This window comes from Gramella jeungdoensis (assembly GCF_023805255.1).
Taxonomy (GTDB): domain Bacteria; phylum Bacteroidota; class Bacteroidia; order Flavobacteriales; family Flavobacteriaceae; genus Christiangramia; species Christiangramia jeungdoensis.
Map to the genome: position 1 here is coordinate 544,656 of NZ_JAMSCK010000002.1, position 19,920 is coordinate 564,575.

Annotated in this window: 12 protein-coding genes; 4 read left to right on the forward strand and 8 right to left on the reverse strand. The window is 38.9% G+C overall.

The features are described from left to right. Positions 1-120: 120 nt before the first annotated feature. From rpsO to tamL, 4 genes are all read right to left on the reverse strand, one after another. Complete coding sequence (gene rpsO, locus NE848_RS06560; protein WP_252111666.1) at positions 121-390, reverse strand: 30S ribosomal protein S15; 270 nt, start codon at positions 388-390, stop codon at positions 121-123. A 110-nt stretch (positions 391-500) separates the two neighbouring features. Next, complete coding sequence (gene accD / locus NE848_RS06565) at positions 501-1,358, reverse strand: acetyl-CoA carboxylase, carboxyltransferase subunit beta (protein ID WP_252111669.1); 858 nt, start codon at positions 1,356-1,358, stop codon at positions 501-503. Between the two features lie 79 nt (positions 1,359-1,437). Continuing rightward, complete coding sequence (fbaA, locus tag NE848_RS06570) at positions 1,438-2,505, reverse strand: class II fructose-bisphosphate aldolase (protein WP_252111671.1); 1,068 nt, start codon at positions 2,503-2,505, stop codon at positions 1,438-1,440. A 43-nt stretch (positions 2,506-2,548) separates the two neighbouring features. Continuing rightward, positions 2,549-5,119, reverse strand: a complete 2,571-nt coding sequence (gene tamL, locus NE848_RS06575; RefSeq protein ID WP_252111673.1) for a translocation and assembly module lipoprotein TamL — start codon at positions 5,117-5,119, stop codon at positions 2,549-2,551. Between the two features lie 37 nt (positions 5,120-5,156). Here tamL and NE848_RS06580 point away from each other — a divergent pair, with 37 nt between their 5' ends. Further along, a complete protein-coding gene (locus tag NE848_RS06580) occupies positions 5,157-5,897 on the forward strand; it encodes a TrmH family RNA methyltransferase (RefSeq protein ID WP_252111675.1) in 741 nt (246 codons plus the stop codon). On the opposite strand, the gene porT is transcribed toward NE848_RS06580, so the two are convergent. Further along, the gene (porT, locus tag NE848_RS06585; RefSeq protein ID WP_252111677.1) at positions 5,884-6,591 is read right to left on the reverse strand and encodes a type IX secretion/gliding motility protein PorT/SprT; all 708 of its coding nucleotides are present in this window, start codon (positions 6,589-6,591) and stop codon (positions 5,884-5,886) included. The genes NE848_RS06580 and porT overlap by 14 nt on opposite strands. A gap of 4 nt (positions 6,592-6,595) precedes the next feature. Further along, positions 6,596-7,324 carry a bifunctional demethylmenaquinone methyltransferase/2-methoxy-6-polyprenyl-1,4-benzoquinol methylase UbiE gene (gene ubiE, locus NE848_RS06590; protein WP_252111679.1) on the reverse strand — a complete coding sequence of 243 codons (729 nt, stop codon included), beginning with the start codon at positions 7,322-7,324 and terminating at the stop codon, positions 6,596-6,598. A 132-nt stretch (positions 7,325-7,456) separates the two neighbouring features. On the opposite strand from ubiE, the gene trkA reads away from it, so the two are divergent. Then, positions 7,457-8,806, forward strand: coding sequence for a Trk system potassium transporter TrkA (gene trkA / locus NE848_RS06595; protein ID WP_252111681.1), 1,350 nt, complete (start codon positions 7,457-7,459; stop codon positions 8,804-8,806). Beyond that, positions 8,806-10,302 (forward strand): TrkH family potassium uptake protein, encoded by a 1,497-nt coding sequence (locus NE848_RS06600; RefSeq protein ID WP_252111683.1) that lies wholly within the window; start codon positions 8,806-8,808, stop codon positions 10,300-10,302. Before trkA ends, NE848_RS06600 begins: the two co-directional genes overlap by 1 nt. A gap of 55 nt (positions 10,303-10,357) precedes the next feature. Here NE848_RS06600 and NE848_RS06605 read toward each other — a convergent pair whose 3' ends face one another. Continuing rightward, positions 10,358-11,548 (reverse strand): pyridoxal phosphate-dependent aminotransferase, encoded by a 1,191-nt coding sequence (locus NE848_RS06605; RefSeq protein ID WP_252111685.1) that lies wholly within the window; start codon positions 11,546-11,548, stop codon positions 10,358-10,360. A gap of 163 nt (positions 11,549-11,711) precedes the next feature. Between NE848_RS06605 and rsmG the strand changes: the two genes are divergently transcribed. Next, positions 11,712-12,341, forward strand: coding sequence for a 16S rRNA (guanine(527)-N(7))-methyltransferase RsmG (rsmG, locus tag NE848_RS06610; RefSeq protein WP_252111687.1), 630 nt, complete (start codon positions 11,712-11,714; stop codon positions 12,339-12,341). A gap of 2 nt (positions 12,342-12,343) precedes the next feature. On the opposite strand, the gene NE848_RS06615 is transcribed toward rsmG, so the two are convergent. Beyond that, entirely contained in the window at positions 12,344-19,807 is a 7,464-nt protein-coding gene (locus NE848_RS06615) for a LamG-like jellyroll fold domain-containing protein (protein WP_252111689.1), read from the reverse strand. Positions 19,808-19,920: the final 113 nt, after the last annotated feature.

Consider the following 19,920-nt stretch of genomic DNA (forward strand, 5'->3'; position numbering starts at 1 on the left):
GAAAAACTATCCGCTTTAACGGATGACAATTTTATTCTGCCAGAGCAGAAAGTTTTGATAATATGCCTGAAACAGGCGAAATAAATATATAAAAAAAGGGGGCATATAGCCCCCTGAAAATTATTTTCTTAATCCAAGCTCTTTAACGATGGCACGATACCTCATGATATCTTTCTTCATCAGATAGTCTAAAAGACTTCTTCTTTTTCCTACCAGTCTAACAAGTGAGCGCTCAGAGTTGTAATCTTTACGGTTTTTCTTCAGGTGTTCAGATAAGTGAGCGATTCTGTGAGTGAACAGGGCTATCTGTCCCTCGGCAGAACCAGTATCATTCTTACCGTTACCATGCTTTTCGAAGATTTCTTCCTTCTTTTCTTTAGTTAAATACATTCCAATATTATTTAAATGATTTTTATGTATTGACAGTTTTTCTGTCAGGCGGCAAAGATACTACTAATTTGAATAATACCTACTTGAACCGCAAATTTATTTTATGTCTGTTATTTTCTTACTGGCTGATTCTGAATAAGATCCAGATAGAGGTTTACTTTGTCCTTCAATTCAGAGCGTTTAACGATGAAGTCCAGAAAGCCTTTTTCCTTTAAGAATTCAGCGGTTTGGAAGTCTTTTGGAAGGTCTTTTCCGGTTGTGTCTTTTACAACTCGTGGACCTGCAAAACCAATCAGGGCACCAGGTTCTGAAATATTAATATCTCCGAGCATCGCAAAAGAAGCAGTGGTTCCACCAGTTGTGGGGTCGGTACAAAGAGATATGTAAGGAATCTTTGCATTGGCAAGCTGGGCCAGCTTTACCGAAGTTTTGGCGAGCTGCATAAGGGATAATGCCGCCTCCTGCATTCTTGCTCCTCCAGATTTTGAAATGATCATGAAAGGAAGTTTGTTTTTAAGAGCGTAATCTGCAGCACGGGCTATTTTTTCTCCGACCACAGAACCCATACTTCCTCCTACGAATTTAAAATCCATACAGGCTATCACCAGTTCTTTTCCTTTTGATTTTCCAACCGCGGTTCTTACGGCATCCTTTAAGCCTGTTTTTTCCTGCGCAGCCTTAAGACGATCGGTATATTTTTTAGTGTCTTCAAAATCCAAGGGATCCTTCGCTGTCATTCCTTTATCAAGCTCCTTGAACTTATTGTCGTCAAAAAGTATTTTGAAATATTCGTTACTTCCAATTCTTACATGGTAGCCGTCTTCCGGACTTACATAGAAATTGCTTTCCAATTGCTCGGCATCAACAATTTTACCTGTTGGAGATTTATACCATAAGCCTTTTGGAACATCTTTTTTCTGTTCGGTAGGAGTTTGAATTCCTTTTTGTGTTCTTTTAAACCAAGCCATTTGCTTTTAATTTTTGTCTCCCAATCGTCATTTAATAAAAAAAACAGCCTTTCGTTTAAGAAAGACTGTTCTATAATTATTAAAGTGTGTTTACATTATTCAGATCTTCAAAAGCCTTTTTAAGACGGGCTTTAAAAGTTAATTCTCCTTCACGTAGCCATTTACGTGGATCATAATATTTCTTGTTTGGAACATCTTCGCCCTCAGGATTACCAATCTGAGTTGCAAGATAATCTTTTTTGCTAGCCATATAGTCGCGAATACCTTCAAGGTAAGCATACTGGAGATCGGTGTCAATATTCATTTTGATTACTCCATAGCCAATTGCTTCACGAATTTCTTCAACTGTAGAACCGCTACCTCCGTGAAAAACAAAATCGATATGATTTTTCTCCACATTGTACTTTTTAGTGATGTATTCCTGAGAATCTCTAAGTATGGTAGGCGTTAATTTTACATTTCCGGGCTTATATACACCATGTACATTTCCAAAAGCGGCAGCAACCGTAAACTGATCACTTACTTTACTAAGTTCTTCATATGCGTAGGCAACTTCTTCTGGCTGTGTATACAATTTAGAAGAATCTACGTCTGTATTATCTACTCCATCTTCTTCACCTCCGGTAATTCCTAATTCAATTTCAAGTGTCATGCCCATTTTTGACATTCTCTGAAGATATTTCTTACAAATCTCCATGTTCTCTTCAATAGATTCTTCAGAAAGGTCGATCATATGTGAGCTATAAAGAGGCTTTCCGTGTTGCTCGAAATGCTTCTCACTTGCATCCAACAATCCGTCGATCCATGGAAGAAGTTTCTTTGCGCAATGGTCAGTATGCATTATTACGGGTACCCCATAAGCTTTCGCCATTTCATGTACATGCTTTGCACCAGCTACACCACCAGCGATAGCAGCTTTTTCATTATCATTTGACAGTCCTTTCCCAGCGTTGAATTGTGCTCCTCCATTCGAAAACTGAATAATAACAGGGGAGTTCAATTCTGCAGCCGTTTCCAGTACAGCATTGATGCTGCTTGAACCAATTACATTTACGGCCGGGAGTGCAAATCCCTTCTTTTTAGCGTAATTAAATATTTCCTGAACTTCTTTTCCTGTGGCAACGCCTGGTTTAATGTTATGACTCATAGTTTTTTTGATTAGGCTTACAAAAATAATAAAATAAACTGGCTTAGAAAGGATAATTGATGCCTACATTGTAAACGGCATGGTTAAAATTGTAGTCCTTAAACCATCGATGCCCTAAAGGTTTGGCAGGATCATAGGTTTTGAATCCGATATCAAACCGGAGAACGAAAAAGTTAAAGTCGTACCTCAGGCCAAATCCCGATCCAACTGCAATGTTTCGCAGGTCTGAAAATGATTCAAAAGTGGAGGCTTCGTCTTCCACAATATCTGCCACATTCCAGATGTTGCCTACATCAATAAAAAATGCGCTGTTAAGGGAGCCCACAAGATTATACCTGTATTCAAGGTTAAAGGCAAGTTTCATGTTTGCCTCGTTGAATTCATTTCTTCCTCCGCTACTTCCCGGGCCAAGATCGTAGGCCTGCCAGGCTCTGTTATCATTAGGTCCACCTGCAAAAAAACTTCTGGCAAAAGGGATGCTGTTTGCGTTCCCGTAAGGGATTGCAATACCCGCAAATGCTCTTGCTGCAACAATATTATTGCTTCCAAGGTCCCAGTGTTTAATAATATCGATTTCCGTTTTTGCGTATTGTGAAAAGGCTACACCAAGAACTTCATAATTATCGCTTTCATTTCTATTGAATCCTGCCACCCCTGCAATAGCCGATAGAAAATTCCCGGCAGTTTCTATTTTAAAACGAAAGCGCGAGAATTCCTGATCGTAAAGGTTCTGTTTGGTGTTCCAGAGATAGGTGTAATTACTGGCAAAAATCAGGTTGTTCTCTGTTAGCCTATTTTTTCTTTCCCGTATGTTAATGATATTTTGCCTCTGATCTGCCGTAAGTCCTGTAGTACTGCCATCATTGGCATCTACTCCGTCTATAAAGTCATCGGCTCCTTCAGGAATAATAAGCTCGCCTTCTTCATTTAAAAATTCCGGCTGTGTATTTACATTACCGGTTTGTACTATTTCATTGAGTTCTTCATATGAATTTCGGTAGACATTAAAATAATTGCCTACATTCAAATTCTTTACATACTGAATATTTAAGAGGTCCAGACGATTAGTGAGTTGCTTTGAAGGGGTCCACCGGTAGTTTATAATACCAGAAAAATTCTGCTTATCCAGTCCAATATTATTCTGAGTACTAACACCTAAACTCAGCGTCGTAAAAGGGGACATATATTTCGGGATGAACTTTTCTGTGTTAAATGGAAGGAATATCCGGGGAAAGGTGAGTTTCATATCGGCTCCGATTTCTGAAATATCAAAGAATCGATTGTCGTCACTATTTCCTGCTGCATCGGTAGAAGATCCTATACTTCCACGGCCTGAAATTTCGAAATTCTCGGCTCCCCTGAAAATATTTCTTATAAGCAGAGATCCTCCAAAAGCGATCCCAAACTCCTGAATATTACTCTGTGAGATATCAAAATCAAAGCCTAAAGAGTATTTTGGTAATGGTGTTAAAAATACGTTGGTCACCAGATCGGTAGAAGTACTGTCTTCAGGATCTGGTGTGAATTGAATATTTGGATATTTAAAAATTCTGAGAGAATTCAGGCGATTATAGGTTCTGGTCCTGTTAAGATCGCTATAGATCTCCCCGGGTTTGATAAAAATTGCATCAGTTATTGCGTCCGGCCGGTAACGCATTTTGTCGAATCCGTAAAGGGTATAGCCTTCATGTCGTGCGCTGTCGGTTAAGGGGCGGTTGCGGTTTGCGTAAGTGTAATCTGTGAAGATGTTAACCTTGCTGATTTCATGTATTTTAAAAGGTACGCGTGAAATACTGTCACCAATATTATTTCTTCGATTTTTAATGATTAAAGTAGTATTAACCTTGTGATCTGTATTCACAGTATCAGCATCAAAGCTTATGTATTCCTGATCAAAATTATAGACTCCATTATTTCTGAACAGCTGAGAGAGCCTGTCTCTTTCTTCATTAAAATCAATGGTGTTGTACTGTTCCCCTGACTTTATTTCGCTACTTTCTTTGTTTAACTGATACAGGGAGTCTAAGGGTTGTGAAGAAATAGAAGTATTAATAGAGTCAATGATATATGGAGTATGTGGGGTTACATAATATTCTACCTTAGCTCTTTTATCTTTGTCCTCTAAAGGAATAATCTTGTAATCGGTCTCCACATTAAACCAGCCATTATTCCAGTACCATGATTTTAAACGGTTTTCAGATTTTTTGGTTTCTTCTTCATTTACAATTACAGGCGCCTCACCGGTTCTTCTTATCCATTCATTGAATTCTTTTCTTGAATGAATGAAACGTTCAAACTGTTTTTTTGACAGGATATTTATTAAACGTTCCTTTTTTCTTTCATTCTCCAGGTATTTTACCGTAAGGATGCTATCAATATCAGGTCTTGCAAGATTATAGAAATGAAGTCTCAAAGGAATCCCAAGGAAACTTGTGTTAGGTTCCTGGTAGAGCTGGCTGTAGATTCTGGAATCCTTTACTTCCTCGCCATTGCTAAAGATCTCATTTTCGACCAGCAGGTTTTCGTTTGGTTCCAGTCTTTTTACGGCATTACAGCTTAAAATTAAAAAGAGGGTTAAAAAAAATAATAATATTTTTGCGAAATGCCGTTTCAAATAGTAGCTATTAGAGGCTCAAAAATACATTTTTTGGATGGTTAGTAAAAACCAGATTAAGTTAATAAAAAGTCTTTCTCAGAAAAAGTTCAGAAATAAGTATGGACTATTTGTGGTGGAGGGATTAAAAGGTGTTAGAGAATTCATAAATTCTGATTACGAACTGAATTCCCTGTATACCACAGGCGAAATTTTTAATGTCCCCGGGGAACTGAGTGATAAAATCAAAGAAAAAGACCTAAGAAAAATAAGCTTTTTAAAAACTCCACAACAGGCTTTAGCGGTTTTCACAATTCCTCAGCAAAAGAATATAAATTTAAATGGGTTAGTTTTGGTTCTTGATGGTGTAAGAGACCCTGGGAATCTGGGAACTATAATCCGCCTTTGCGACTGGTTTGGAATTGAAAGTATTGTTTGCTCTGAAGATACAGTGGACTGTTATAATCCTAAAGTTGTGCAGGCCAGCATGGGCTCTCTTACCAGGGTGAATGTTTCTTATACTGATTTAAAGGACTTCTTTTTGAATAATAGAAATGTTCCGGTATATGGCGCTATGCTGGATGGTGAAAATATTTATTCAAGCAACCTTCCAGATTCTGCGTTTATTGTTATGGGAAATGAGGCTAATGGAGTTTCAGAAGAAGTGAAAAAGCTGCTTACCCGAGAAATAAATATTCCTCAATTCGGACAGGATCAGAATACGGAGAGCCTGAATGTGGCAACTGCAACTGCTATAATCCTTAGTGAGTTTAGGAGAGGAAATTCTATTGGAAAGTGAAATTTATAAAAACAGCCCGGGAAGACATTTTATCCACATTTCCAGTGTAAATACTGTTAGGGTCAGCATCCCTTATTAGTTCGTCATTAATGGCAAAGACACCTCTTATAGAAGGAGATAATTTAAAGTAGTAAAGATATAAGTCTATACCAAAGCCGATTTCATAATAATATGAATTGGTAGTCATCCTAAACTGGCCTGCACTATTATCATCCGGATTATTTTCATTGCTACTTAAGTTAAGTGAAGTCGAAACTCCTCCAACCACAAAAGGTTTAAAGTTATTCAATCGGTTAGCACTAAATTTTAGAAGCAAAGGGATATGTACATAAGTAGAGCTAATTTCCCTATATGTGTTGGCATCAGCTTTCACCGCCTGAAATCCCCTGGTATTAAAATTCACCCCCGGTTCAAGACGCAGATCAAGATTGTGGCTTAGTTTTAAATTTCCAAGTAAACCAACATTAAAACCAACTCTTTTTTCAACCCTGAAATCCTGACCTGTTACTGGGCTTGGGTTGTAGTTTATATAATCAAAATTGAAATCATAGCTGTTGAATCCCAAAAAATATCCCCAGGACCAGCGTTGCTGATCGAAATTTTGTTGATTCAATACGCTTTCACCTGAGAAAATCTGGGCGTTTGCGGCATTAAAACATAATGCCAGAAAGGTGATCATCAATATTTTTTTCATGGTATTACTTTGAAGCAATATAAATGGTTGAAACGCCAAATGTTTGAGGCAAATCTTTTACATCTATAAACCCAATTTTTTCCAAAATATTGTTGAAAGCTATACCATAGGGAAAATTTGCAGCACTTTCGCTCAGGTAAGAATATGCATTCTTGTCTTTAGAAAATATTTTGCCAATAATGGGTAAAATAAAATTTGAATATAGACGGTAGCCTTGTTTGTAGGGAAATTTTGCGGGTACCGAGGTTTCCAATACTACGAAAATACCTCCAGGTTTCAAAACTCTGAATATTTCTTCAAGTCCTTTTTCCAGGTTTTCAAAGTTTCTAACACCAAAGGCGACCGTAATTGCATCGAAAGAGTTTTCTTCAAAGGGTAAATTTTCAGAGTCTCCCTGCATCATTTCAATTCGGGAATCAAGATTCCTTTCAGAAATCTTTTTTCTGCCAACCTTCAGCATTCCTTCAGAAAGATCCAGGCCTACTATTCTGGTTGCGTTGGTCTGAGCCATTTGTATTGCAAGGTCCCCAGTGCCGGTGGCGATGTCTAAAATACTGTCAGGATTCTTTGCAGAAACAGCTTTGACCACCTTTTTCCTCCATTTCACATCGGTTCCAAGCGAAATAACCCTGTTCAGGCCATCATAATTGTCCGAAATATTATCGAACATCTGCTCAACCTGCTTCTTTTTGGAGAGTTTGGAATCCTTATAAGGCGTAACCTTTTTATCCATAAAAAAACTTTGCGCCAAAGATAACCTATATGCTTAAAATACCTTACTGATCATTAAATTTTTATCTCGAAATTGAAATTTTTCGTTTCTTGAAAATACCTTAACTTTGCCCTTTCAATTTGAAGCTGTTATATGAAAATAATTATCGCCGGTGCAGGTGAAGTAGGATTTCATTTAGCTAAATTACTTTCCTTTGAATCTCAGGACATCACGCTAATTGATCCAAACAGGGATAATCTGGCTTACGCTGATACTCATTTGGATATAAAAACGGTTAAGGGTGATGCGAGCTCTATAAAAATTCTTAAAGAAGCCCAGGTAAAGCATACCGATATGGTGATAAGTGTTACTTCTAGCGAGGCGACTAATATTACCGTATGTGTCCTTGCTAAGCAGCTTGGGGCTAAAAGAACTATCGCCAGAATTTCCAATACGGAATTTCTTGAAAATCAGGGAGAGCTTGGGTTTACACGTTTTGGGATTGATGAACTTATTTCTCCGGAGGCACTGGCCTCCCGTGAAATTGAACTTCTTTTGAATCAGTCTGCTTTTAATGACAGCTATGAGTTCGAAGATGGTGCTTTGACCATGATAGGAGTTAGTCTTTCCAGGACTGCCACTTTTGTTGGGAAAACTGTTAAGGAGGCTGCTAAGATATTTCCGGAATTGAATTTTGTTCCTATTGCTATCCAAAGATTTGGAACTCAATATACTTTAATACCCAGGGGAGATACTCAGTTTAAGGATGGTGACCAGGTGTATTTTATTACCTTGAAGAATGGGGTAGAGGAGCTCTATAAGCTTACTGGAAAGATAAGACAAGACATTAAAAATGTCATGGTTCTTGGTGGAAGTAAGATTGGAAGAAAGACGGCTCAGGATCTGTGTAGAAATAATTTTAAAGTTAAGCTGGTAGAGAAAGATCGTGAAAAAGCCTATGAGCTTGCAGATGAACTTCCAGAGACTTTGATTATAAATGGAGATGGTAGAAACGTAGAATTGCTGGAAGAAGAGAATATCCATGATATGGATGCATTTATTGCGGTTACCGGTAATTCTGAAACAAATATCATGTCCTGCCTTGTAGCTAAATCCAAAAGTGTTAAAAAAACGATCTCCCTGGTAGAGAATATGGATTATTTTCAATTGAGCCATTCTATAGGGATTGATACGCTTATAAATAAAAAACTCCTTGCCGCGAATAATATTTTCAGGTACGTTAGAAAAGGTGAAGTAGTAGCCATGACGAAACTGAACAATATGAATGCGGAGCTTTTAGAGTTTATTGTGAAACCCGAGTCACAGGTAAGTGATAAAAGAATTAAGGATCTCGATTTTCCAAGATCTGCGATAATTGGTGGAATCATTAGAAATGGCAAAGGGATGATTGCTCTGGGAGATTTCCTAATTAAACCCGGTGATAGAATAGTAGTATGTTGCCTACCCCGTTCTATCAATAAAGTAGAAAAACTTTTCTTGTAATGCCCAGACTGAATTATCAAATAATTCTTCATGTAATGGGCTTATTGCTGCTGTGTAATGGCGGCTTTATGTTACTTGCCACTTTAGTGAGCTGGTTTTACCAGGATGGAGTTACCCTGGAAATATCTACTGCAGCCCTAATCACTCTATTTGTAGGGACACTCCTAATGTTCACTACTCGAGGTCACAGTAAGGAAGTGAAGATTAGAGAAGGTTATATCATTGTAACTTTTGGTTGGATATTTATGGCGCTTAGTGGAGCTTTGCCATATGTGATAAGTGAATCTATTCCTCGCTTTACAAATGCCTTTTTTGAAACGATGTCTGGTTACACTACCACAGGGGCTTCCATATTAAATGACATTGAAACCATTCCAAAAGGGATCCTGTTTTGGAGAAGTCTTACCCACTGGATAGGTGGAATGGGAATCATTGTGCTTGCGATAGCTATTTTACCACTTTTAGGTATTGGGGGAATGCAGCTTTTTAGTGCTGAATCTCCCGGTCCCAGTGCCGATAAATTAAAACCAAGAATAACAGATACGGCGAAAAGGTTATGGTTAATCTATGTTTCCTACACACTTGCAGAAACTATTTTATTGTGGGTAGCTGGAATGACATTCTTTGATGCTGTAAATCACGCCTTTAGCACGCTTTCTACGGGAGGTTTTTCTACCAAAAATGCAAGTATTGCTTATTGGAATGATAATCCCGCAATTCAATACATAATAATCGTTTTCATGCTACTTGCAGGTAGTAACTTTGTTTTGAGTTACTTTGCATTTAAAGGAAAGATTAGCAAAGTTCTACATGATGATGAATTCAAATGGTACTTCCTCTTTATTGCAGGATTTACCGTAATATCGGCTCTGGTTGTTTATTTTCAGGCAGATGTTAGTATTTCCTCAATAGATCATCCAATGGTTTTTGGTAAATGGGAAAGCGCTTTCAGACATTCTTTGTTTCAGGTGCTGGCGGTGATTACTACGACAGGATTTGTGACTGCCGATTATACGATGTGGACTCCATTTCTTACTATACTATTTTTCGGCTTGTTCTTTCTGGGCGGCTCTGCTGGCTCTACTGCAGGTGGAGTAAAAGTGATGCGTCATCTTATCATGATCAAAAATGGTTTGATCGAATTTAAACGTACTCTTCATCCAAATGCCATTCTACCTGTTCGTTTCAATGGAAAATCGATCAGTAAGGAAATAGTCTTCAATATCCTGGGATTTTTTATCCTATACATGTTAGCTTTTATCATAGGTGCGGTAGTTCTTGCTGCTTTAGGATTGGATTTTGAAACAGCTATAGGGGGAGCAGCTTCTTCATTAGGGAATATAGGTCCTGCTTTCGGAGGTCTGAGTCCTGTTAATAACTTTGACATGTTGCCCGACTTCGGAAAATGGTGGTGTTGTTTTCTAATGCTAATAGGAAGGCTTGAGCTATTTACGGTGTTAATTATACTTACTCCGTTTTTCTGGAGAAACAGATAATAAAAAAACCGGCATTGAAGCCGGTTTTTTATTTTTTCAGTTTATCTGAATAATTCTATTCAGTCACTGCTTCTTTAATTCTTTTTAATGCTTCTTCTATCTGGGATTCACTTGCAGCGTAAGAAATCCTGATACATTCCGGATTACCAAAGGCATCACCCGTTACTGTCGCTACATTTGCCTCCTCGAGAAGGAACATACTAAAGTCGGTTGCATTAAGTATTTCATGGCCTTTTATCGTTTTGCCAAAAAATGAAGATATATTAGGAAAAACGTAGAACGCACCTTCAGGTTCAGGTGTTACGAAGCCCTCTATTCCGTTTAGAAGGTCGATAATAAGTTTCCTTCGGCTTTTAAAAGTATCGATCATATGGCTGATCTTACTTACCGGTGCTTCCAGTGCTGTGATCACTGCACGTTGAGCGATACAGTTAGCGCCACTTGTTATCTGGCCCTGCATCTTATTACAAGCCCTGGCGATATATGTAGGAGCGCCAATATATCCTATTCTCCAGCCAGTCATAGCAAATGCTTTTGAAACCCCATTTACAGTAACCGTACGGTCATACATATCTTCAAATTCAGCCATTGATGCATGTCCGCCAACAAAATTTATATGCTCATATATTTCATCGCTTACTACAATGATATCCGGGTATTTTTTCAGAACATCAGCAAGAGCTCTTAATTCCTCCCTGCTGTATACCATACCACTGGGATTACATGGAGAGCTGTACCATATCATTCTGGTTTTTGGAGTGATGGAAGCTTCTAATTGTTCAGGGGTTATCTTGAAATTGGTCTCTACAGTTGTAGGTATCTCAACAGGAACTCCTTCAGCGAGCTTAACAATTTCAGCGTAACTTACCCAATAAGGACAGGGGAGCAGTACTTCGTCACCCGGATTAAGGATCACCATAGCCACATTGGCAAGTGATTGTTTAGCTCCGGTAGAAACGACAACCTGAGACCTGTCATAAGTGAGGTTGTTGTCTCTTTTAAACTTATTGATGATCGCATCCTTTAATTCTACATACCCGTCAACCGGGGTATAGGAATTATAATTGTCATTAATCGCCTGTATCGCGGCTTCTTTTATAAAATCTGGGGTATTGAAATCTGGCTCTCCCAGACTAAGCCCAATAATATCTTTTCCTTCTTCTTTAAGTTCGCGCGCTTTCGCTGCCATAGCCAGCGTTTGCGAGGTTGCCATTGATTTGATGCGATTAGATAATTGTTCCTGCATGATTCTAAATTATTTAAATATTGCTAATGCAACTGTTTTTTTGCGCGTGCTTTACTATACTGAAAAGCAGCCTCAAAGTTAAAATATTATAAATTTCCATAGACTTTTTTGAAAAAAAATAACCATAAAAAATACCTACTTTTGAACCAAAAATTTGAGCAATTTGGAATTAATCAAGAAATATTTTCCGGAATTAACAGAAGAGCAACTTTTCAAATTTGAAAAGCTGGAAGAATTATACAAGGACTGGAATCTCAAGATCAATGTAGTATCTAGAAAAGATATTGATGAGTTATACCTGCGACATGTACTCCATTCTCTTGGAATCGCTAAAGTGCAGCAATTTAAACCAGGGTCTAAAATACTTGATGTAGGAACAGGGGGAGGGTTCCCTGGAATTCCTCTTGCTATAATGTTTCCAGAGTGTGAGTTTCACCTTGTAGATTCCATAGGAAAGAAAATAAAAGTGGTAAATGAGGTTTCTGAAGGACTTGGTCTTGAAAATGTCAAGTCGTTTAATGAAAGAGTAGAAGATCTGGATGGACAATATGATTTTATCGTTAGCAGGGCTGTGGCAGTAATGCCCACTTTTGTGAGATGGATAAAAGGGAAAATCAAAAAGACCAGTAAACATGACCGAAGGAACGGGATTCTTTATTTAAAGGGAGGAGATCTAACCGAAGAGCTCAAAGATTACCGCACTGCGGAGATCTTTGAGCTTTCCGATTATTTTGAGGAGGATTTTTTTGATACCAAAAAGGTGGTATACCTTCCATTAAAATACAAGCCTTAATTTTATTCTTTGATAATAACCTTTCTGGAGTACTGGTTTTCTCTTGTAAACACTTTTACGATATAAATTGCTGAGCTAAGTGGTCTTTCCACTTTTAAGCGAATGCTTTTTTCAGCTGGAACATCCTCAAAACTTTTAATAACCTGTCCACTCATACTGAAAAGCTGGATCTGTTCAATTTGAAGGAGATCGGGATTTGAAATGGCGATCTCTTTGGTGTCTCTTAAGTAATCTACCATTATCCGCGGATTTTCCGTCAATAAAGGTTTGTCTTTTCCAGTTTCGTCTTCAGTTCCTGGTTGGGTGAAGACGATCTCGTATTTATCATTATAAGAACCTGGAGCTTCTGTAGCCTTGAACTTTTTATCACTGAGATTATGATAAGTATCGTCCTCCTTATTATGCAGATAGATATTCACATCTTTTGTGAAATTCTCTAATTTTTCTATTTCGATGGTAAATTCATCTTCCTGTGCAATTTTGATTCCTAAAGGTAAAACCTGATTAAAATTAAAATTTGGAACTGCTTGGATTACAAATTCTGATTCTCCAATCATCCAGTACATATCTTCAGGGATATTATCTATTAGAGGAGCGTCATAACCAAGGTCAAATTCATTTGTTGTCTTGGCGTCTGCCGTTACAAGAATATGACGATTATATCCTTTTGGGGAGCTGAATTTTAAACGAATCTTATATCGGCTATCCTTGGAAAAAATTGCCTGCTTTTCCTTGGTAGGGTATTCCTGAGCTAAAAATTGTGAATTTCCAACAGATTCTTTTACGAATGCTCTTTGCTCATTTTTAAAAGTAATTGTACTCGGATTGCTGACTCCCAAAGAATTTACGAAGAAGGCCTGTGCTACCGGAATATAATTTCCTGGAATTTTGTCTCCTGTAGCTCCGTTATTATTTATTCTGGCATCACTTGAAGTAGCTGCCTGGATACCTCCAGATAAGTTATAGACGGCATAACCTCCAACATATTCCACTAAATAATGCGAGTTTTCCGGGCCAAAATGATCCCAATAATAGATGCTTCCATTGAAACTATCCAGATTTTCCTGAATGAACATGGTTGCATCTATGGCTGAGGGATATGGGTTTCCTAAAAGAAGATTCTGGCCCGAAGAAATATTTAGCGAAATATCCGCATTATTGGGTTTTCCTCTGAATGTATAATTCTGTCTGTTTGAAACAGGAACCCATCCATGGGTGCCTTTCATGGTATAACCAACTCCCGGAGGCAGAAGGTCATTTTCACTAAACCGGTGCCATTCACTATAATCATCGGCCACTCCCTGAAAAGTATAAAGCCAGTAAGTACTGATCCGGGTGTTTCCGGAGTAATTACCATCTGCCCAGTGATATTGTCCGTTAAAGGATATGGCTGCAGGAGTTTGGCCGCTACCATCCCACAAAACCTCCTTAAGCTTATAGCCTGTATTATTTGCAGTGCTGTTCCGAAGACTAACGGGCGAGCTCCAGTAGTTATAATTGAAACTGTTTTCTGTTCCCTGCTGATCTATATCAATATAACCTGTACTTGCTTCTTCCAGAATACTGCCTTCGGTTTGAACTAACTGGGACTGACCTTCCAGGTTGATATAACCGTTCAGCTTCAGGTAAGTAGTTACAGTAAGGCCCTGACCGGTACCGGAGGAAACGTTTCCATCTACTTTTAACTCTCCAGAATCAGAAAGTAATCCGAGCAGATAAATGTCTTCTGAACCAGAGTTAATGTTATGGGAGATTCTGGCGATATTCCAGTTAATATATTCACCATTAATACCCTTACCATTTGGAACATCCCACCAGTTCTCATTTTCATTGCCAATATTGGTGTCCCATGTAGATCTGCTGCGCCAACTTCCTGTCGTTTCCGAAATATAGGGAAGGGGTGCTGTATTTTTTTGGTTTGTTTCAATATTCTTTAAAATTCCATTCACAGGGGTATTTGAAATATCCGGGGTTTCACCGTTAATTATTTCGCTTGGGAATAGGCGATAGTAGCCTTTTAGGTTTGACCATGATAGGGAGTTTGGAACGTCCATAGGCAAAACTTCTCCTTTTGTATTTCCTCCATTGTTTTCAACCCTTTGGTTCATCATGAATCTTAGCTGCTCAACAGTTAGAGCAGTATTCCAAATTCTTAATTCTTCCATCCAGCCATGGAAGTAGTTTTTAGGCACATCGGGAGTTGCAGAATCGTAAATCGCTCCAAGTATAAAGGATGCTGAAGTTGATGCTGGATTGGAAGCTGAACTGTTGCCAACCCTGATTCCATCCACATAAAGTTCTAAACTGGAATTTTTGTAAATCACCGCTAAATGATACCACCTGTCAGTTCCAACCTTGCTGGAGGTAGAAACCGAACTACTTCCCCATCTAAAGGTTGGGGCACCGTTGTTAATAATGAGATCAAAACCACCATTATTCATATTTGAATAGTCCCTTTTGGAAAGGACGGTTCTAACTCCATTTACAGATTTTGGTTTTACCCAAACTTCAATGGAAAATGAGCCTGAAGATAGAGGGTAATTATCTCCCATGATAACATGATCGTCTACTCCATCAAAATCAAGGGTGCTACAGTCAGCGGCAAAAGTAACCGTCATATCACTTGTGGTGGCACAGGTTCCATCTGGATGAGAAATCGTCCACCTTAGGTTATAAGTGCCATTAGTTCCGGTAAATTCAGAATTAGGATTGGTGGGTTCTGCTATGGTACCTCCTGTTCCGGAAACAATTGTCCACTCACCGGTTCCTGTCACAGGAGTGTTTGCTTCAAGGGTGGTTGTATTGAATCCACAACCATGTGTTTGATTTTCTCCTGTCTCGGCTACCGTTAGTTCTTCGGGTTGAGTGATAGTCACAGTTTTAATAGCCTGGCATCCATTGGCGTCAATTACTGTAATAGTATAATCACCAGCAACCAGACCGGTAGCTGTAGAGGTAGTTTGTTCAGAAGCATCATTCCATAAATACTGGTAAGGTTCACCAGTTTCAAAAGGAGTTCCTCCTGTTGCAGTGACTGAAGCCTCCCCTGTATCTCCGTAACAAGCAGGTGTAATTACACTTGTCTCCAGTGATATTGGATTGTCGGGTTGAGTTATCGTTACTGTGGGAACCTGGTACACTAGCCCGTCATAATCTTTAACCCATACATTATAATCTCCTGCGGGCAGATTGTTAAAGGTACTTTCTGTCTGGTATCCTGAAGTTGCAGAGGTGATGCTATATTGATAAGGAGCCCTTCCTCCAGAAGCCTGAACTTCAATAGTGCCAAATTCATCTCCATAACAAAGGATCTCATTAGGAGTCGCAGTGGCATATAGTGGAGACTCAACTGTTTCCTGATTATTGGTAGAATAACATTTAGGATTTGGCCCCTGGCCACAGGACCATTTAATGTTGTTGGAAAAGGTAAGATAAATATTGTCTACAGTGATAACTGAACCACAGTCCCAATCTATAGGAATCGTTCTGGAGTTATCAGGGACTGCCTGATTTTCATAAAAACATCCATTTTTAGTATAAGTATTACTTTCTCCGGTAAGAAGGTTCGTAACTGTATATGTTAATTCAGCATATAGAGAATAACGTTCTGTCTGGCTGCTCAGATTCATATGAATATACTTCTGTACGCCATCGCTACAGTTTGTTACCGTTGTTCTGTTGCCGTCATAGTCTCCTACGTAGTATGAGTTAACCACAAAATCGTCTGATCCACAGTTATCCCTGTAACATTCTCCAACGAATTGTGTGTAATTGAATTCCTTGGAAACATTTTCAGAATCGGTAACCGTCAGTATAATATCTTTATTTCCGGTAGTGGCATATTTAACCTCGTGTGAACCAGGACCGGTTGCGGATGAAGGAGTGGAATCGCTTCCGAAGCTCCATTGGTAAGTATATGGGCCTACACCGCCACGAGCGGTTAGGTCTTCTACTTCAAAATATGAAGTTCTGATAAGGTCTTCCTCATTGTCTGAACAAATAGAGGTAGGGATTATTGTGGCATCTATAGTTTCAATAATCGTAAATTCTTCAATATAGGAACAACCCTTGGTATCGGTTATAGTTAATTCATAATCTCCCGCCGGCAAATTGGTAGCGGTTTTGGTGGTTTGCAGCACTGTCGAATTACCTGAAGCTCTCCATTCATAGGTATAACCTGGGGTGCCACCTGAGCCATTAGCAGTAGCGGTTCCTGTAGCAGAACCATAGCTTGTAGTTCTGGTTGTAGTTATGGTTGCGGTTACTGGAGCCGCGGGTTGTGTGATTTGTACTGAGCTTAAAACAACTTCGCAATCAGTATAATCTGCATCTCTTACGTATATGCTGTAAGTACCACTGCTTAAATTTTGTATAGTTGTGTCTGATTGCCATGAGGTTCCATCAACACTATATTCATAGTTTCCATGTCCCCCTGTAACCTGGGATAGAGTTACACTTCCATCTGATCCTTCAAAACAGCTAACATTCGTTTTACTAATAGAAGCACTTAACTCATTTGGTTGTGATACTGAAATTGTTTTTTGCAGGGCACAGTCCTTACCGTCTTTAACAAAGATTGTATAATTTCCTGCTGTTAATCCGGTAAATGTAGTTGAAGTGGTAAAGTTTGTGTTATCCAGGGAATATTGATAATTACCATTCCCTCCAGACATTGTCCCTACCGTAATGGTTCCGTCAGCTCCTCCAAAGCAGGTAGCCTCGGTGCTGCTAGGATCTGTCATGCTTAAGGGGTCAGGCTCTGTAATTTCTATGGTTTGTACTGTTTCACAGTTTTTGGCATCCTTTATTTTTAGATAATGAATTCCAGCACTTAGGTTGTTAAATGTTTTTGAAGAAGTAAAAGTGCCTTCATCCAAGGCATATGAGTAAGAGGCAGTTCCTCCCGATGGAGTTCCTGCTATAATTGTTCCGTCATTGCCTCCATTACAACTTACATGAGTAATACTGGCTTCAGTAAAAATTAAAGGTTCTGGTTCACTAATAGTGATAGTTTCTGAAGCTTCACAGCCTTTGTTGTCCCTTACTGTGACGGTATGATCCCCAGCTGAAAGCCCTGTAAAGGTTTTTGAAGTTGAAAAGGTTCCCCCGTCTATGCTGTATTGAAAACCAGAGTTACCTCCTGAAACTGTTCCTGCGGTAACGGTTCCATCTGAACCTCCATTACATGATACAGAGGTTGACGTGGAACCTGAAATACTTAAAACGTCTGGTTGAGTTACAGTTACTTTTTCTGTAGTTTCACAGCCCTTATCATCTTTAACTGTAATAATATGGTCGCCTGCTGTTAGACCGGTGAAGGTCGTGGTGGTTGAAAAAGACCCTCCATCAATACTGTATTGATACCCTGAGTTACCTCCTGAAACATTGCCAACGATAACAGTTCCATCTGAACCTCCATTACATGAAACAGGAGTGGAAGTGGATGCTGAAAGGCTTAATACCTCTGGTTGAGTTACAGTTACAGTTTCAGTTGATTCACAACCTTTGTTGTCCCTTACAGTAATTATATGGTCACCCGCGGCAAGACCAGTAAATGTGGTAGATGAGGAAAAAGCTCCGCTATCAATTTTATATTGAAACCCAGAGTTACCTCCAGTTACTGTACCTACTGTAATTGTTCCATTAGATTCTCCATTACATGATACAGGAGTGGAAGTGGAACCTGAAAGGTTTAAAACTTCCGGCTCAGTAACCGTAATGGTTTCAGAGCTTTCACAAGAATTATCATCAAGGACGGTAATAGTATAAGTTCCTGCTGCTATATTTTCAAAGGTCTTAGAAGCCTGGTAACTTCTTCCTGTAATCTTATACTGATAAGGGGATGTTCCCCCACTTATATCCCCGGCAGTTATGGTTCCTGTACTTTCACCAGAACAATCAGGTTCCTGAAAAGAGGAATTGGAAATTTCCAGTGGATCTGGTTCGGTTACGGTAACGCTTTCTGAAGCCGTACAACCACTGGCATCTTTCACTGTAACTGTATAGCTTCCGGAAGAAAAACCAGTAAATGTCTGCTCAGATTGATAACTTCTACTATTTACTTTGTACTCATAAGGAGGAGTACCTCCAGTTGCCGTACCGGCAATAATTTGGCCGTCTGAAAGTCCATTGCATCCGGGTTCTACCACTGAAGATCCGGTCAAGGCCAGGGCTTCAGGTTCTGTAATTGTAATAGTTTTGGATGCAACGCAATCATTTGCGTCTTTTACATAAATGGTGTGGTCTCCTGCACCGAGACCATTGAAATTCTTTCCATTCTGATAAGAGCCATTATTTAACTTATACTGATAACCTGAAGTGCCACCTGTAACATCTATAGAAATAATAGACCCATCCCTGTTTCCTTTACAGGTAGGTTTTGAATAATCGGTATTATTAATGACTAATTCATCAGGTTGTGAAATGGTTAAAGTCTGAGAAGTTGTCTGGCAGCCTTTATTATCCCTTACAGTAATGATATAATTACCAGATGGAAGATTATTGAAAGTTGTGGATGTTTGCCAGGAAGTTCCATTAATGCTGTATTCATATCCTGAATTTCCTCCGGTTACGGTTCCAGCAGTTAAAGTACCATTACTTTCTCCATTACAAAGTACATCAGTGACAGTTGATCCAGATATATTTAAAGACGCAGGTTCATTAACAGTAATGTTTTCTGAAGCCTCACATCCTTTTGCATCTCGCACTTTTATTGTATATGAATTAGCTGAAAGGCCGGTAAAAGATTTTGAAGTTTGCCACGAAGTACCATTAATGCTGTATTCATATCCTGAATTTCCTCCAGATACTGTTCCTACTGTAATTGTTCCATTGCTTTCCCCATTACATAAAACATCAGTTGATGTAGATCCGGATATTGTTAATGGTGCGGGTTCCTGAATAGTTATTATTTCTGAAGCTTCACAGCCTTTACTGTCGCGAACTCTGAGGGTATATGAATCAGCAGGAAGATTATTGAAAGTTTCGGATGCTTGCCAGGAAGTTCCATTAATGCTGTATTCATATCCCGAATTTCCTCCGGTAACGGTTCCGGCCGTTAAAGTACCATTACTTTCTCCATTACAAAGTACATCGGTAACCGTTGAGCCTGAAATTTGAAGTTCATCCGGTTGACTGACTTCAATAGTGATTTCTCCGGTATTCCCATCATTATCACTAACCTGAAGAGTGTATGTTCCCGCATATAAATTGCTTATATCTTCAGTAGAATTACTGTAAGAGTTAGGCCCAGACCAGGTATAAGAATAACTAGAATTACCACCGGTTACTGAAACTTTTATAGCACCGTCATTTCCACCAAAGCATGAAACTGGCGTGATCTCATCAGAAGTTACTGTAAGACCAGCCGTTGAACTTTTGGTTGAAGCTATAATAAAGCTAAGCGTGAAAACAAGAAGAAAAATTAATAATCCCCCGGTTTTCACCGATGAGGTAATTTTATGCATAGGCTACCAATGGTTTGATTTTCATCGGTAAAAATACACATAAAATCGATAAACGGTAAAAAAATCAAGTTTTTTTTAAATTAAACCGCTATAAACCAGTAAAGTAATTCTGA